At 35.5% G+C, this 17,803-nt stretch carries 16 protein-coding genes; all 16 read right to left on the reverse strand.

Going from position 1 to position 17,803, the window contains the following annotated elements; translation table 11 throughout:
* Positions 1-250 precede the first annotated feature (250 nt).
* Positions 251-790, reverse strand: coding sequence for a competence protein ComK (locus ACB089_RS21170; RefSeq protein ID WP_374963794.1), 540 nt, complete (start codon positions 788-790; stop codon positions 251-253).
* A gap of 472 nt (positions 791-1,262) precedes the next feature.
* Positions 1,263-3,773 carry a preprotein translocase subunit SecA gene (gene secA, locus ACB089_RS21175; RefSeq protein WP_374963795.1) on the reverse strand — a complete coding sequence of 837 codons (2,511 nt, stop codon included), beginning with the start codon at positions 3,771-3,773 and terminating at the stop codon, positions 1,263-1,265.
* Between the two features lie 139 nt (positions 3,774-3,912).
* Positions 3,913-4,464 carry a ribosome hibernation-promoting factor, HPF/YfiA family gene (hpf, locus tag ACB089_RS21180; RefSeq protein ID WP_374963796.1) on the reverse strand — a complete coding sequence of 184 codons (552 nt, stop codon included), beginning with the start codon at positions 4,462-4,464 and terminating at the stop codon, positions 3,913-3,915.
* 107 nt (positions 4,465-4,571) lie between these two features.
* Positions 4,572-4,955 carry a PilZ domain-containing protein gene (locus ACB089_RS21185; RefSeq protein WP_374963797.1) on the reverse strand — a complete coding sequence of 128 codons (384 nt, stop codon included), beginning with the start codon at positions 4,953-4,955 and terminating at the stop codon, positions 4,572-4,574.
* Positions 4,956-5,344: 389 nt separating this feature from the next.
* Positions 5,345-5,704 (reverse strand): flagellar protein FliT, encoded by a 360-nt coding sequence (locus ACB089_RS21190; protein WP_374963798.1) that lies wholly within the window; start codon positions 5,702-5,704, stop codon positions 5,345-5,347.
* Positions 5,701-6,105, reverse strand: coding sequence for a flagellar export chaperone FliS (gene fliS / locus ACB089_RS21195; protein ID WP_068986486.1), 405 nt, complete (start codon positions 6,103-6,105; stop codon positions 5,701-5,703). Before fliS ends, ACB089_RS21190 begins: the two co-directional genes overlap by 4 nt.
* Before the next feature lie 53 nt (positions 6,106-6,158).
* Entirely contained in the window at positions 6,159-8,519 is a 2,361-nt protein-coding gene (gene fliD, locus ACB089_RS21200; protein WP_374963799.1) for a flagellar filament capping protein FliD, read from the reverse strand.
* Positions 8,520-8,540: 21 nt separating this feature from the next.
* The gene (locus ACB089_RS21205; protein ID WP_374967610.1) at positions 8,541-8,921 is read right to left on the reverse strand and encodes a flagellar protein FlaG; all 381 of its coding nucleotides are present in this window, start codon (positions 8,919-8,921) and stop codon (positions 8,541-8,543) included.
* Between the two features lie 368 nt (positions 8,922-9,289).
* Positions 9,290-10,444, reverse strand: coding sequence for a glycosyltransferase (locus tag ACB089_RS21210; protein WP_374963800.1), 1,155 nt, complete (start codon positions 10,442-10,444; stop codon positions 9,290-9,292).
* Positions 10,445-11,067: 623 nt separating this feature from the next.
* Complete coding sequence (locus ACB089_RS21215) at positions 11,068-11,757, reverse strand: cytidylyltransferase domain-containing protein (protein WP_374963801.1); 690 nt, start codon at positions 11,755-11,757, stop codon at positions 11,068-11,070.
* Positions 11,747-12,799 carry a nucleotidyltransferase family protein gene (locus tag ACB089_RS21220; protein WP_374963802.1) on the reverse strand — a complete coding sequence of 351 codons (1,053 nt, stop codon included), beginning with the start codon at positions 12,797-12,799 and terminating at the stop codon, positions 11,747-11,749. The genes ACB089_RS21215 and ACB089_RS21220 overlap by 11 nt, the downstream gene beginning before the upstream one ends.
* 4 nt (positions 12,800-12,803) lie before the next feature.
* Positions 12,804-13,427, reverse strand: a complete 624-nt coding sequence (locus tag ACB089_RS21225) for an acetyltransferase (protein WP_374963803.1) — start codon at positions 13,425-13,427, stop codon at positions 12,804-12,806.
* Entirely contained in the window at positions 13,420-14,499 is a 1,080-nt protein-coding gene (neuB, locus tag ACB089_RS21230) for an N-acetylneuraminate synthase (protein ID WP_374963804.1), read from the reverse strand. Before neuB ends, ACB089_RS21225 begins: the two co-directional genes overlap by 8 nt.
* On the reverse strand, positions 14,496-15,623 hold the full coding sequence (gene neuC, locus ACB089_RS21235; protein WP_374963805.1) for a UDP-N-acetylglucosamine 2-epimerase: 1,128 nt from the start codon (positions 15,621-15,623) through the stop codon (positions 14,496-14,498). The genes neuB and neuC overlap by 4 nt, the downstream gene beginning before the upstream one ends.
* Positions 15,624-15,625: 2 nt before the next feature.
* A complete protein-coding gene (locus ACB089_RS21240) occupies positions 15,626-16,780 on the reverse strand; it encodes a LegC family aminotransferase (RefSeq protein WP_374963806.1) in 1,155 nt (384 codons plus the stop codon).
* Positions 16,777-17,778 carry an NAD-dependent 4,6-dehydratase LegB gene (locus ACB089_RS21245; RefSeq protein ID WP_374963807.1) on the reverse strand — a complete coding sequence of 334 codons (1,002 nt, stop codon included), beginning with the start codon at positions 17,776-17,778 and terminating at the stop codon, positions 16,777-16,779. The genes ACB089_RS21240 and ACB089_RS21245 overlap by 4 nt, the downstream gene beginning before the upstream one ends.
* Positions 17,779-17,803 lie beyond the last annotated feature (25 nt).

Below are 17,803 nucleotides of genomic sequence, written 5' to 3' on the forward strand. Positions count from 1 at the left end.
GAACATTTTTAATGGGGCAATCTTGTAAATCTTTTTTTTACTAAAATCATGATGAGTTAACGTAAGGATCGGTATATGCTTTAATCGCAATGGCTAAGTTCTCATCGTTCTCGAGATGCATTCAAAATGCTCATATCTCTAATTTTTGTAAGCCCCGTATTTTTTTATTATAACGTTTTTACGTCGGAAAACATACTTTTTTAACATGACAGCATAATTTACATAGCTAAATGGACGACAATCATTCGCCTTAAGCTTTATCCTCAAATACAGCACTTCGGGTTGCCATGCGTTGATATACTTTAACTCGATCATGTTGTCCTAGTAAGTGATTTGTTCGTTTCTCTAATTTATACTTAAGTAAAAATGCTCTTTGAATTCTGTTTTCAAATGCTCTGAAACTTAAATCCACAATAATGTCCTTGCCGTTCATAAAATATACTTTTGTACTCTTTTTATCCACAACTTGAAAGTCCTCAATATGCTGGACCGCAAACCATATACATTCAGGATGTAGAGGAGATTTACTTGGAAACCATACAATATTGCTTCGTTCATGAACAACTATTGGATTTTTATTCAGTTTTCCAAGTATCATTTTCGAGCCATCGAAAGCTCCTCTTAAGCTTGAACCAAAATAGCGTAGATTATAATCCATTAATTTTGTCGGTGCTAATTTTGAAATATATTGATAATCCCTTTCTATCACACGTGTACACAAGTTTCCAAAGGCATCATACTCCGGCATATACAACATCGTTTCACCACTCATAATGTCATCACTATGCATTTTAATCCTCCTAAAATTTATATTTTCCAGTGAAGAGGAGTATATTAATAGAGATATTGGTATACTCCAATGCTCTAGAATTTTTATTTCCAAACATAAATCACCCCCTTTATTCAAAGAAAGTAAGTCTACACCGATTTCACACAATAAAACTTTCATACTATTTATACTTTTATAATAAATTAGAAAAAAGTTATAAACGTTACCCTTTTCATTGAACTATTTACCTATTGTTGTAGTATTATGTATCTTTTTTCAGAATTATCTATTAATAAAACAAAAAATAGAAAAGGCTCTTTGCCAAAACATAAAGAGGACTTGCAAGGCGCAATGTAAAGCTTACGCAAAAATCCATCCCTTTCGGCCAGCTGACCACCAAACTTGTAGTGACCTTTCACCACCAAGTTTCGGGTACTCAAAAAAAAGACCATTTTAACGTATAGTTAAAATGATCTTCTTCGTAATCGTAAACTTATTGACCTGCACCATGGCAGTTTTTGAATTTCTTCCCACTTCCACATGGACATAAATCATTACGTCCAACATTTTCAGCCTTACGAACAGGTTGCTTTTTCGGTGCTGGAGATCCATCCTCTTTCGGATTAACAGCTTGACCTTTTGCAACTTCCTCACGCTCTAAGTTACTTCGAATTTCTGCCTTCATCGCATATTTCGCTACATCTTCGCGAATGGAATCGACCATATCCTCAAACATAGCAAAGCCCTCTTGTTGATACTCACGAAGCGGGTCATTTTGACCATATGCACGAAGATGGATACCTTGACGTAGCTGATCCATGGCATCAATATGATCAGTCCACTTCGTATCAATTGAACGCAATAAAATAACCTTTTCAAATTCACGCATACGCTCTGGTGTAAGCTCTGCCTCTTTTTCATTATAACGCGCATGAACAGCGTCAGAAATCATTCGGTTAATTTCTTCAGCAGATTTGCCTTGGAAATCTTCCACCGTCTGATCATCTTCACCTAGAAGATTTGCACCGACAAAGTCATCAATGGCTTTTAAGTTCCAATCCTTTTGCTCGCCTTGCGTATACAATGCAACAACATTGTCGATTGTTTCTTGAATCATAGACTCAACAAGGACACGCATATTATCTGTTTCTAATACGTCATAACGCTCTTTATAAATAATTTCACGTTGCTGACGTAACACATCATCATATTGTAATAAACGTTTACGAGCATCGAAGTTATTTCCTTCAACACGTTTTTGAGCTGATTCTACGGCTCTTGAAACAACTTTTGATTGTAGCGGCTGCGAATCATCCATACCTAAACGCATCATCATAGACTTCATATTATCAGAGCCAAAACGACGCATTAATTCATCTTCAAGTGACAGATAGAATTGCGTAACCCCTGGATTCCCTTGACGACCAGAACGACCACGCAGCTGATTATCGATACGACGAGATTCATGACGCTCCGTACCAATTACCGCTAAACCACCAATCTCCATTACACCTTCGCCAGGCTTAATGTCCGTACCACGACCAGCCATGTTCGTAGCGATTGTTACGGCGCCCTTCGTACCAGCATTAGCAATAATTTCGGCTTCACGCTCATGGTTTTTCGCGTTCAGGACATTATGTGGAATTTTATGTTTATCCAATAAATTCGAAATGATTTCAGACGTTTCAATTGCAACAGTACCAACAAGAACAGGTTGTCCTGCTTTATGGCGCTCTGCAATATCTGCCGCCACCGCTTTATATTTTCCTTCCATTGAAGCAAAAATTAAGTCTGGACGGTCATCACGAGCAATCGGCTTATTCGTCGGAATCGCCACAACACTCATATTATAAATATTACGGAATTCCTCTTCCTCTGTTTTCGCTGTACCTGTCATACCTGAAAGCTTTTGATACATACGGAAATAGTTTTGGAATGTAACTGTCGCCATTGTCATCGATTCATTTTGAATCTCTACGCCCTCTTTAGCCTCAATCGCCTGATGTAGTCCATCCGAGTAGCGACGACCTTTCATTAAACGACCCGTAAAGCCGTCAACAATAACAATTTCTCCATCTTGCACAACATAATCAACATCATTATGCATACTTACGTGTGCCTTTAACGATTGGTTAATAGCATGGTTTAAACGTACATGCGTTAAATCAAATAGGTTATCAATACCAAATGCCTTCTCCGCTTTTTCAACACCGGCATCTGTTAACGTAACACCTTTTGTTGACTCTTCATATGTGTAATCCGTTTCCGCACTTAACATACGACAAAACGCATTAGACTGTTTATAAAGCTGCGCTGATTTCCCAGCCTGACCCGAAATAATTAATGGCGTACGCGCTTCATCAATTAAAATCGAGTCAACCTCATCGATTACGGCATAATGCAGCGGACGTTGTACACGTTCTTCTTTATAAAGCACCATATTATCACGTAAATAGTCAAAGCCTAGCTCATTGTTTGTACTATACGTAATATCAGCTTCATAGGCGGCACGTTTTTCTTCTTTTGACAGGCTGTTCAAGTTTAAACCAACTGATAAGCCTAAGAAATTATACAGATGCCCCATTTCTTCAGCATCACGACTCGCTAAATACTCGTTGACTGTTACAACATGTACACCTTTACCAGTAATGGCATTCAAGTAAACAGCCATTGTAGCCGTTAACGTTTTACCTTCCCCGGTTTTCATCTCCGAAATATTACCTTCATCTAGTGCAGCAGCACCCATAATTTGTACACGGAATGGGTACATCTCTAACACACGCTTTGAACCTTCTCGACAAACGGCAAAAGCTTCCGCACGAATTGACTCTAATTTCTCTCCGTCGGCATAACGTTTTTTAAATTCTTCTGTTTTCGCTTGTAATTGATCATCTGAAAGCTGTTCCATTTGAGAAGCGAATCCCTCAACCTGGTCAGCGATTTTTTCTAATTTTTTTAACTCACGTTTATTGAAATCAAATAATTTATTTAATAGGTTTACCATGAATTTTTTCACTTCCTATATAGTCTCAAAGTTCATTTTACCATTGTGTAACAGTTTCATGCAAACAGTGTCACTAGCTATAACGATAAAGTCATAAAAAAGGCTCCCGCTATGGCGAGAGCCTTTGTACATATGAAGTTTAAGTTGTTTCGATTAAGCCATATTTACCGTCTCTGCGTTTGTAGACAATATTTGTGCCGTTCGATTCTGCGTCTGTAAAGATATAGAAATCATGCCCAAGCATATTCATTTGTAATACAGCTTCTTCTTGATCCATCGGTTTTAGATCGAATTGCTTTGTACGAACAATAGAATATTCATCTTCCTCTGTCGATACATCAGCTACTGCTTGAGTAGCAGCAAAATAAAGGCCTGCACCTTCGCGCTCACGGAATTTACGGTTTACCTTTGTTTTATGCTTACGAATTTGACGTTCTAATTTATCAACGATTAAGTCAATCGCAGCATACATATCATTATGACGCTCTTCTGCACGAAGAGTTAAATTCTTCATTGGAATTGTTACTTCCACTTTAGTTTGCTTGTCATTATAAACCTTTAAATTTACGTTAGCATTGGCGTTAACATCTTCGTTAAAATAGCGCTCAACTTTCTCGATTTTGTTCTCAACATACTCTCGAATAGCTGGCGTTACCTCAATATTTTCACCACGAATGTTAAAGTTTAACATGTAAACTCCTCCTTTATAACTGCTATACTTTATATTTCTACACAAGTGTGAGAAATTCCTCTAAAATAATTCTTTTTTTCACAAATTTTTTTTTAGCCAGTTTCTCTTTATGAGTTAACGTTATTTAGTTTTGCCTCATCCGCTTCTTTTCTTCGGCGAGACTTCAATTCATCAACAATTAAATCTTCAACCGAACCTTGGTTATTGAAATTCACGCCGTACTGCTTGCCATTGCCAAAAGGACGACTCCAAATAATTTCTCCATAAGCTCGCACCTCTATTGTATCAAGAACAAAGCGTAAATCCAAAGGAGGAGGATTGACACCTAAATCCACCTCAGTAAACATTTTCATACCTCTTGGACTAATATCGAGCAGGTCAGCCATTGCCGTTTGTGTTTGATTCACTTTTCCATTTTCATAAATCGCAAAAGTCATTTTAATAGGTTCATCGAATTTAAATCGAAAACCCTCTTGTCTCTTAAATATCATCTACCCACTCCAATATTATTCTAAACATTTATTTAGTTGATTATGACATGATGCATGATTTACATCCAGAGGGAATTAGTAACATATTTTACCGTAAAAAGGGCTATTTTATGACTATTTAAATGATTCCCTTTTGTATGAGATAAATCTCGTGTCTCGTCTTTCTTACAAAAAAAAGAGAGGTTAGAAATTTTTCTAATAATAATTGTCGATAATCCGCAAAGTATAGCTATATTTGTAATTCAATTTATTAGCACTCTATTTTAAATTCTCATGTGTTATATAGAACTTAGTATCCATTTATATTAGAAACAAACACACAAAACCAGGAACTCATTTATAAATGAGTCCTGGTTTTGATGAATAAAATCCTTAAAAGTACTTTTAACTTATTTTTTCCCGTCGTAATACATACCATCCATTACACGGACAGAGCTATACGGATTTAAATATTGCTTCTCAGTTTTTTTAGATTGTTGAACGGTTTTCAAATCTGTTTTAATTGCAGCCATAACCTTCTGTAATCGTTCCTGTATGCCTCGATCAAGTTCCTGTAAATGTTTAATTAATTGATGGCCATCTAAAGATTTTCCCGATTGCTTCAATTCCTCGATTATTGCACCACGCTCGTCAAGCAAGTCATTTATTTTTTCGATAAATTCTTCTCGATCTTCTCCGTGAGGAATGGTCGACATATGCTCGTAAAGTCTAGCTGAAATAGAGAGCAAACGTTCAACTGGCCCCATCATATTCTGTCTCCATTCCCGTATTGTTGCTGGCGATTAATACGAATAACTTCCTTCCATGTATCACGGAATTCCGTCACAAGTCCTTCAACCTCTTCAATTATAGAAATGTCATTTCGAATATTTGCTTCTACTAATCGAGTATTCATATATTCATAGAGTGCCATCATATTTTTGGAAACTTCGATATCCATATTTAGTGTCGCCATTAGCTCACTTATGATTGCCTGTGCTTTTTGAAGATTAGTATTTTTTTCTTGGATCTTTTTATCTTGAATCGCCAACTTTGCCTTATGCAGAAATTTCAAGCATCCATTATACAGCATTAGCGTTAAATCTCCTGGAGAGGCAGTTGTAACACTATTTTGTTTATATGCATTATGAGCTGATGTTTGTGCTGTCAATCAAAGACAACTCCTTTATATTACCTTTTAACTAAATTATACTAAAACTTTTATCACTGTCCACCAGATTGCGCAAACATACCTGCCTGTGAGTTTGCTTTGTTAATAGCGTTCTCCATTGCACTGAATTGCTTCCAATAGCGGGCCTCAATTTTTTCAAGCTTGTCTTTCCATGTATCAATACGTTTATCCATATCAACCAAGCTTTTTCCAATTGTGTACTCTTGTGCTGACTGTGTAGCACGACCAGCTTTTTTCTCAATATCTAGCGTGAAAGATTTCATAGACCCTTGAAGCTTTTGAAGGAAACCACGAGTATCCACAGTTTTTTCAACACCGTCGACAACAACTGTATCTTTTTCATTACCTCTATTTGTAAATAGCGCTGTCACTGCATCAGGATCATCTTCTAATGCCTTACGTAATTTATCTTCATTAATTTCTAATGTACCGCCGTCATTATATGATCTTGAAGTAGTAATCCCAATTTTAAATAACGTATTATATTCTGAATTTTCTACAGCAGGATTAGATTCGTAAATCAGCCCACGCATACTAGACAATCCGCTTCTTAAAATCGAGTCGCTTCGCAATAAACCACTCTTTGCTTTTTCTTCCCATAGCTTAATTTCGTTTTCAGACATCTCTTTTTTTTGTTCGTCTGTTAAAGGTAAATAATCTCGATATTTTGTTTCTTTTGTTTGATCGTTCATTTCCTTAACAAGACCGTTATATGTAGTGACGAACTCTTTAATTTTGTCCATCATCTCATCTACATCTGTTGAAGATGTCATTGTTACTGGAGGAATATTTGGTGCCGTTGATGGCTTATTGGCTTCAGCATCTGCAGCAGCTTGAGCTGCATCTAAAGTTGCTTGTGCCTGTATTAAACGATTTTCACCAGCTTTGAAATTATTTTCTGCTTGCACTTTTAAAGCTAATTTTTCATCATAAGGAATTTGAACTGTCGCAACTTCTTGATAATTTTTCAAGTCTTCTTCACTTAAATTTTTTAACGATTGCTTCTGTGTATCACTTAACTTTAATAATTTTGTTTTTAATGCTTCGTCCTGTAAGTTATTAATTGATTCATTTAATGTTTCATTACTTGTAAAATCTAACCCTGTGATACTAGTAATATCTGTAGCGGATAAGCCACTTAGGAATTGTTTATCTAAAGATTTATAAGTATTCAGTGAAGTTTCTTTCTGAGCCGCATCTTTAAAATTAGTTAACTGGGGCTCATCTAGAGTTTCCACTAACAATAAATCATCTTTACTTAGACTCATTAGCTTTGATTTCAAGTCTGGCGAAAAAGATGAACTAGCATTAATAGCATCTTTGATAGTTTGTTCATCCGCATTTTCATCAACTACTAAACTTTGCAATTCAAACATCTCTGCATCAGTGAGTGAACTGAAGAAAGAGTTGTTATTGATTTTGTTGTATGCTTCTTGCTCAGTAGCATTCAAACTATTTTTAAAAACTGGATCATACTTATTTGTAAATGCCAAATTAGCAGTATCAAAATTAGCAATAGCAGTATCTAATAATGCCTGTAATTTATCTTTACTTAACTGGGCATTTTTGAGTTCTTCTTTTGCTGCTGTTAAATTATTTTCAATTGTAGTGGCGGCGTTGAATGTATCTTTTAATGTTACCGTATATCCTGAAATAGAAAATGTATTAGATGATCTTTCCGTTGGAATTCCATTCACTTGAAATACTGCGTTTTTACCACTACTTGCTAAATCTCCTGAAGTCGCACCTAATAACGAATCAAAACCAAGTTTCCCAAATACATCTGCTCCTGAAATAACTTGTACCTCAGCACCATTTTTATTGTCTCCTGTATTTTTTGCTGTGATTGAAAGAGTTCCATTTTCAAATATAGCGCTTACGCCCGCATTACTATTATTTATTTTTTCAACTAACTCAGATACAGTCGTTTTATTTGGATCAAATTGAATTTTAGTCCCTGTTGCAGCAATACTACCATCCGCTTTGATTGAGCTTAACTCAATTACTCCATCAGAAATTCCAAGTTCGCTTAATTTTGTATCTCCTGTCGCATTTATTTGCTTACCAAGACCGCGAGCAGCTGAAGCCAATTGAGAAACACCCTCGATTGATAACGTTCCGGAAGCATTTGCGCCTGCATTTGCTGTAACATAATTTGAGTTTGAAGATGTAGCTGTTTTAGTCATGAAACTTTTATTTAAAAGGTTATCCTGTATATACTTATCAAATGTTTTTAATTTTGTATTGACACTGCGATAGGCATCTCGCGTCCATTCAGTTGATTGTTTCTTTTGTTGTAATTTGATAAGAGGAGACCTTTCTGCCGCCATTAACTTTTCTACTAATGCATCGATATCCATCCCCGATGCTAATCCACCAATTCTGTTTACCATAATAAAACCCTCCTAAAAATCTTATATTTTTTCATCTACAATCATACCTAAAAGTTTTTGCATTTCATAAAAAGCATCTAATAACTTTCTAGGTGGTATTTCTTTCACGACTTCTTCTGTTTGAGCATCTACAACTTGAACAAAATAGCGATCTAACCCTTCATGAAGCACGAATTTCGAAGAACTATGATTTATTTGTAAAAATTCGTTCACTGTTTCTACAGCTTGATGTAGTTTTTCTTTTGTTATTTCTTGCTCATCTATTATTTGCTTTTCTACTATTGGCTGTGGAGCTACTTGAGTAGATACAGTAGGCTTTGTTGCCTCTTCGGTACTTGCCTCTCTAATATTACTTGAAACAGCCAATGTTTCTACTGATTGTCCTTGCGGTACAATACGCATCATACATGACCTCCTAAGCTTTTCATTTACTTATGTTTAATATCGGATAAATTTTGAAATATTTCACTTTGAAAGTAATGCTAATTAAAATAATTAAGAATGATTAAGTCTACTAGAAGTTATAAATTAACTAATAAAATTAAAAAAAGACGAATTTCCGTATTCTAAAAAACGAAAATTCATCTTAAAATATTTTGTTATTAAAGCCCAAAACAATGGTGTAGAAGTACCAGTAGAATTATTGGCTGATGACCATAACATTACTAAAACTCATAATAAATATACATATTTCACTAAGATCATTTTTGCCTTTTAGCTTTATCTATTTATTATACCGTTAACACATAAATAAACCATATTACCCCTAATTAGTGCACTTTTACATCATTAAAAATATCAATAATCGACTGTGCTCGTTCTTCAAAAGTATGTGCACCTTTAATAGCCTGCCACGCTGCCTCAGACATTTTTTCACGTTTCTCATCATCTTTTAATATTGCCTGAACAGCCTCCACCATTGCGCTCAAATCATTAAAGTTATAGAACAATAATTCTTCATTTTCTGTAAATTGCTCTCTCAAATAAGGTGTTTCATTTGTCACTACCACAGAGCGTGCCGCCATCCCCGCAAAAACTCTCTCATGAGTACCATCACGAAGTAATGCTTGAAAACTCATAACAACCTTTGCCTGTCGCATCAATTCTTGAGTTTGCCAATAATTCACTGACTTATGAATAATCACATTGGGATAATTCATAAGAGGTGAATCCTCCCATCCCTTACCGTAAATACTAATTGGCAAGCCCGCATCCGCAAGTGCTGTTACAACACTTAAACGGTTCACAGAATATATATATCTACCAATATCACGTACTAACTTTATGATATCCGGATTCTCATTTAGACGTAAATCTATTGATACCCCTCGTTTCGCGAAAGCTTGTAAAAATTCATCTATGTAGTATTTTCTTGAATCTTCAAGACAATTATCTATAACTTCTTTACAAATTGCAAAAATAGCAGGTGACTGGCTCTCAATGTACTTTGTATACGTTGTCATATCTGAATAAGATCCACTCACTAAAATACCAATAGTTTTCTCCACTCGTTCCACTGACAATTCAATTGCAGCATGAGGTAACATATATGTATTGGATATATTCAGACCAAAATTCTCTAAATTATTTACATCATTTCGATCCATCACCGTCAAAATATCTTGTGGTCGTAAATTTTCAAGGCGACCTAAATGATCAATCGGATGATCGATAAGTAAATAAATATAAGGAGCTTTAATAACTTTCTCTATAATCTCTTTATTTTCTAAAAACAAACCGTTAAATGAAATTACAGCATCTACATCTAAGCCTAATAATGCAATCACTTGATCATTAACTGAATATTTCCCATCTAAAACAATTGTTTCTATCCCCTTCTTCTCAAGTCCCTTCGCTAAAGCATCCATCCAATAACGTAATACATTATAATTTGATTGCCCTTTTATTAATACTACTTTTTCCATACAATTTACCCACTCCAATTCCCTGAAATTTGAGATATTAATGTAAGTATCCTAATTTAGTTACTTGAATTAATTTCATAAATTTAAACCCTTTAGTATTAAGGGTTTAAAAACAATAAAAAAAGAGCACCTCCCAAAATTCGATATAATGGTAGCAACCAAACTAAACCATACTGAATGAGGTAAATGCATCTCGCTATAGATGCCACACATTTCGAATCATGCGATGCAGCGAAACCTACGGAGAAAAAAGAGCCTGCACCACCAAAAAAACGCCGACGCAAATCAAAAGTAGAACGAGACGCTTGGCTCACGGAACAGGAAGAAATCAAGGACCCACTCGATACACCACTGGAGACACTGTGGCAAGAAGTGCCCGTCGAACCGAATTGGTGCATCAAAAGCAAAAATACGTTTTGGTTTGGCTTTAAAGGGCATCTCGCGGTGACCACAAAGAGTCAATATATCGTTGGACACCTCATGACATCTGCTAGTTTGTCAGATCTTAATAGGAGCAATCTAAGCTCTTAGAAAATACGATTTAAGAAATTGATTCAAATATGATTTTTTTAATCTCATACCAAAATAAAATATTTCTCTATGTTCAATAAAGGTAAAGAATATTAATAGTGATTTTTATTTCCACGTATTTTCCACTCACAAAATGAAAAATCATCTTCAGTATCTATATCATAGGAATGACTTTTTTCCATAACATATCCAATCGTTTCATCAGTAATAAATGATTTTGTCTTTTGTAACCAACTAGTTTCACCCACATAAACAGCTCCATTTAGAGCATACACACTCGGTAAATCCTGCCTTCTTGTAGTTAGCTGCTTTTGTTCTATTAAAGGTTTTATAGTTTTATCCTCTAAGGTATACATCCAATATGGTGATTTCTCTGGCTCTGTTACTGAAACACATAATTTTGCTCGTTGTTCTATAATATATTCAATACAGCTGTCTATATCTGCAACAGTTCGTAATGGTGAAGTTGGCTGCAATAATACTACATAATCATATCCAGGACACTGTTCAATCGCATGAAGAACTGGATCTATTCCCGGCGTATCATCTTGTGCAAGTTCCCTTGGTCTTACAAAAGGGACTTCACACCCATACTTTTTTGCTACTTCTATTATTTCCCGATCTTCCGAGGATAAAATTGTTCGAGTAATATATTTCGATTTATATGCTGCTTCAATCGTCCACGCAATTAATGGTTTTCCAGCTAGTTCTTTTATATTTTTACGAGGTACACCTTTAGATCCCCCGCGTGCAGAAATAATTGCTAAAATTTTAGGTTGCATTTGAGAACTCCTTGAATTCATTATTTGCCCTATTAAAATCATCTATCTGTCCAATATCTAACCAATATTCCCGAATTGGAAAAACAGATGTTTTTTTATTTTTCTCAATTAACTGTTCAAAAAGAGTCGGCATATCATAAAATTCATCGTTTGGAATATAGTCTAGCACCTCAGGATTTAATACATAAATACCAGCATTGACAAAGCTACGATGAATGGGTTTTTCCTTTATTTTTACTAAATCAGTACCGATAGTTTCAATCACACCATACGGAATTTGATATTCATATTCTCTCACACACATCGTAGCAACTGACTGATGCTCAATATGAAACTGCATAAGCTGTTCAAAATTCACCTGTGTTAGCAAGTCTCCATTCATCACAAAAAATGGCTTTTTTGGTCGATTTTCCAGTAAAGAAAGCGCCCCTGCCGTTCCCATTCGTTTGTCTTCTTCAATATAATCAATCGTTACATCTAACGATTCCCCATTATTGAAATAGTCCTGAATAACTTCTTTTTTAAAGTTTACAGAGAAAATAAAATGTGAATAGCCATATTGTTTAAAACCTTCAATTATTGTTTCTAAAATTGGCTTGTTTCCTATTTTCAGCATTGGCTTTGGTATGTCATTTGTAAGGGGTCGTAGTCTAGTCCCCAAGCCCCCAAGCATTAAAACAACAGTATTTTTATTTAACGGAGCTTCCATACTATCCGCAAATAAAATATCTATAATTCTACTTGATTCATCAACAATAGGTAGATGCCTTAGCATTTTAGCTTTCATTAATTGTTTATATTTATGAGCTTTTTGTCCGATTTTCGCACTTATCGGATCGGGATTCATAATAGTGTTAATTGGTACTTCGAGTCCCTCACCACGCAAAATACCGCGACGAATATCCCCATCGGTTACTGTTCCGAGTAAACGTTGTTCCTCATCTACTACAACAGCAAATTGTAAAGACGAATCATCTATAATTTTCATTGTATCTAATAATGTTTGATTTGGGGTAACTAATGTTTTTTGCCATTGCTTCATAGAATTACACTTCCTTTGCTGGTACGCCAACTGCTTTTATGCCATTTGCAATATTACTAACCACTACTGCTCCTGCACCAATTAAACAATTTGATCCTATATGAATGCCCTGGATAATTGTTGCACCTGTTCCGACATGTGTTCCTTTTTGTATATTAACACTGCCAGATATTTTAGTGCCTGGCGCAATATGTATATGGGAACCTATTTGACAATCATGATCAATTAGCGCACCAGTGTTTATAATACTATTATCGGCAATTGTTGTATTCGTTTGAATAATAGTACCAGCCATTATTTGAACTCCTCGTCCTAATTGAACGGAAGGGGCAATAATGGCTGAAGGATGGATTACAGATTTAAAATGATACTTTCTTTGCGTAAACGCATTAAATATTTTTTCTCGTAATGGTGACGGCTTAACAGCCCCTATAGCAAGTACTAGTTCAATGTCAGATGGATTATGATCTTCTATTACTTCATCAGATCCTAAGTAAGTTAAATCAAAATCATTCTCTTCTATAGTCGGTGCAGTAAATCCGATAATCGTTTGCTTCTGTGCAAGTAAAATTTCTGTTAATACCGAGGCATGTCCGCCATTCCCAATAATAATAATGGGTTTATTCATCTATTAGCTCATCCTCTTCATATGATTTTGAAGCAATTTCACCGATGAAAGACCAATATTTAGAAGGTTGAATACCATCTCCAGGTCTTTTTACAGTCAAATTGCTAACAGAGAATACTTCACCTGCTTGTATCGAATTTTTAGCAACTAAGCTTTTCCGTGCAGGAATACGATTTTGTAGTTCTATAGGTGTTGGACTTTTTATGCCATCTCCTAATGCCTGTTCTACTTCTCTAATTCCTATTATCATTGACTTAAGTTCATCTGGATTTAATGAGGCCACATGATCTGGTCCTTCTAACGTTTTATCTAATGTAAAATGCTTTTCTATTACTGTTGCACCCATACCTACTACTGCAAGCGGGATATGGATTCCTTCAGAATGATCTGATAATCCAATAGGTAATTGGAAGACTTTTTTCATTTCAAGCATTGCTTTTAAATTAATGGAATCCATTGGCGCTGGATATTGTGTCGTACAATGTAAAAGTGTTACATATTTTTTTAACGCCGCTTTCGCTTCTTCAGTAGCATAAAAATTATATACTCGCTCAATCGTAACAGGTTCCTTAGATTTCACTAAACCATAGGATATAAATGCTAATGCCTCATGAATCTCTTCGACAGTTGCCATTCCAGTGGATAAGATAATTGGTTTTTGTTTCGTTGCAATATAATGAATAAATGGTGCATTCGTTAATTCTCCTGAAGGAATTTTAGCCGTTGCAATCTCAATTTCATCTAGTAAAAAATCGACACTTTCAAAGTCAAAAGGTGTCGATAGAAATTCTATTTTCTCTGTTTGACAAAATGACTGCAATTCAATAAATTCCTCGTAAGTTAATTCTAGCTTTTTTAACATTGCAAATTGAGATGTTGCTTCTTTTAAATTTTCAACTTGATATGCTGCTTGCTGTGCCTGCTTTGTAACTAAATTTTCTGCTTTAAATGTTTGAAATTTTACCGCGTCTGCCCCTGCTTCTTTTGCAACCATTACAAGCTCTTTTGCCATTTTCAATGAACCATTATGATTGACACCTGCTTCAGCGATGATATATGTTTTATTCTTCATAAATCATAAAACCCCTTTTGAATAGAAAATGAAGGTAAACTGCGTAATACTGTAATAATTTTTTCAGATACTATTCCATCACCAAATATATGTTCATACTTATTGCTAAATTCCCTTGCTTTTTCAATAGTATTACGTATATTTTCAGTATCCATATTTGTATTAAATACTGAATTGGGATGCTCACGCCCTTCCTGACGGTTTCCACAATTAACAGTAGGTGTCTCTAAATAAGGAACTTCAATTAACCCACTCGAAGAATTTCCAATAACAACATCAGCATTCTTCACTGCACTTAAATACTTTAACTGACCCAGTGAATCAAATATTTTAGCATTACTATGATTTAATATGAATTGTTGAATAGATTCATTAATCATCCTTCCTCCATTATCAGCATTCGATTTAGTAAACACTAAATTAATATCAGGATAATTTTCCAATGCCTTTAACAATTCGTATATCCCATTTATATGACCATTCGTCTCAGGATGATATGTTATTAAAAACATAGGTCGTTGCTCATCAAGCTGTAGTTTTTGAAATAGCTCATGTCGCGTCAGGAGGTTCAAATTCGCAATATTTTCTATTCCGAGAGCACCTACATTATAGACACGTTCTGGAGATTCGCCTAATTGAATAACACGTTTACGATGGGATTCTGTACTTGTAAAATGCCAGGTAGCCATTTTTGTAATGGAATGACGAATAGCATCATCATACGCACCAAAAGTACATTCACCCCCATGTATATGTGCAATAGGTATTTGCATAATAAGCGCTGTTTGAGCAACTGCTAACATTTCAAAACGATCACCTAAAATGATAATTAAATCTGGTTGTAAACGGTTAAGTGCATCTGCAAAACTAATTGTGGCAAGTCCTATCGATTTCACGATGCCAGCGGGAGAATCCGCAGATAAAAGAATTTCTATTTTTTCATCAATCAAAAAACCATCATTTTCAATTTCTTTATATGTACTTCCAAACTCTGGAGATAAATGCATTCCTGTTACAACCATTTGTAAATCAAATTCTTTATCTTTTTGAAGTTGCTTGGCAAGATTTGATAATAAACCGTACTCTGCTCTAGTACCAGTCACAATACAAATTTTACGTTTCATCGTTATCCCTCACTTATTGGTGTGCTAGGAATATTGACAACACATTTATTTAACTGTTCTGTCACACTTAAATCTGATTTTGGACAGTTTTGATATATTGGTAAGTTGTGCATCGGCGTCCAAATTGGGCGACTCATTACACCTTGCTCATTTAAAAAGCCCAACACCTCATCACGATTAAATTGCTCGTCAAGTAGAATTGTTTGTAGCCAATAATTACTTCTAGTATTTGCAGGCTCTTTAAATAAATGAACACCATCTAAATTAACGAACCATTGCTCATACTGCTTTGTTAACTCGCGCTTTTGTTGTATAAACATGGGCATTTTTTCTAACTGCGCACAGCCTAGTGCAGCATTTAAATTCGGCATACGGTAATTAAATCCGATTTCATCGTGCTCATATTCCCAACGATGTGGAACTTTAGCAGTCGTTGTTAAATGTTTTGCATAGTCAGCTAATGCATCATCATTTGTTACAATTGCACCCCCACCGCCAGTTGTCATAATTTTATTGCCATTAAAGCTGATTGCACTTACTTTTCCAAAGCTTCCTGTATGTTTTCCGTTATAGTATGAGCCTAATGACTCTGCTGCATCTTCAACAAGAGTCAAATTATACATTTCACATACTTGAAGTAAACCTTCTACATCAACTGCATGACCAAATGTATGCATCGGTACAAGTGCTGAAATACGTCTTCCTGTTTCTCTATTATAAAGCTGATTGTTTTGTAGTTTTCCAATTTGCTCTAAGTAGATTTTTAATTTATCTGCATCAACACCTAATGTATTAAAGGAAACATCTATAAAGTGTGGAACGGCACCTAAATATGACACAGCATTGGCTGTTGCAATAAAAGTAAGTGAAGGCATTAAAACTTCGTCTTCCGCCTTTACGCCGGCAACCTTTAGTGCAATATGCAGTGCGGCTGTACCATTTACAACAGCAACTGCACGCTTAACACCGACAAATTTAGCTAAGTCTTCCTCAAAACGATTAACATAAGCTCCCACTGAGGAAACCCAACCTGTTTTTACACAATCCGTCACATATTCAACTTCTTTATCATTGAATGTGGGCTCATGTAAAGGCACAAACTCTTTTCCATAAAACTGCTTTACATTATCTGCAAATTCCAACCATTGAGTATTCATATATTATAAACATCTGCCTTATATTGAGATAAGTTCTTAGGATTTGTAAACCATTCTATTGTTTCTTCGAGACCTCGACGGAAGCCTTCTTTGCCACCATATTGTGGCTCCCACCCAATTAGTTCCTTCGCCTTTTTATTCTCTGCCCAAAGGCGTTCGACTTCACTTTTTTCAGGACGAAAACGTTGTTCATCTGTTTCGATAGTTAAATCTACACCCATAATATCTGCAATCATTTGTGCAGTTTCACCAATTGAAACCTCATAATTTGAACCAATATTAATGACTTCACCAATTGAATTAGTAGATTCCATTACAGATATAAAACCGTTAACTGTATCTTTTACATAGTTAAAATCACGTGTAGGGCTTATAGCTCCTAGCTTAATGTTCGTTTTGCCACTTGCCAGCTGACTTATAATCGTCGGTATAACCGCGCGAGCAGATTGTCGTGGTCCATATGTATTAAACGGACGAATAATAGATACAGGTGTATCAAATGAGCGATAAAATGACAAAGCCATTTGATCAGCACCTATTTTTGATGCAGAATAAGGTGATTGCCCTTGTAATGGATGCTCTTCATCGATCGGTACATATAATGCTGTCCCATATACTTCACTTGTAGAAGTGTGTACCACCTTTTCTACGCCTAACTCTTTCGCTGCTTGTACAACATTTAATGTCCCTGTCACATTTGTATCTACATAAGTTGCGGGAGAATGATAGGAATACGGAATTGCAATTAAAGCTGCCAAATTAAGGACATGCGTACAACCCTTCATAGCTTCTTTAACACCATATGGATCACGGATATCCCCCGCAAACACATCCAATGATGATTTAATTTCCGATGATGACTGATCTAACCAGCCCCATGAATTAAATGAATTGTAGTAAACAAAAGCACGTACATTATATCCTTGACGTACTAATTCTTCCGTTAAATGAGAGCCAATAAAACCGTCAGCACCCGTTACTAGAATTTTTTTTGTCATATTATAAACAACCTTTACATAAAAA

The organism is Lysinibacillus sp. RS10 (genome assembly GCF_041956855.1).
GTDB classification, from domain to species: Bacteria; Bacillota; Bacilli; order Bacillales_A; family Planococcaceae; genus Lysinibacillus; species Lysinibacillus xylanilyticus_A.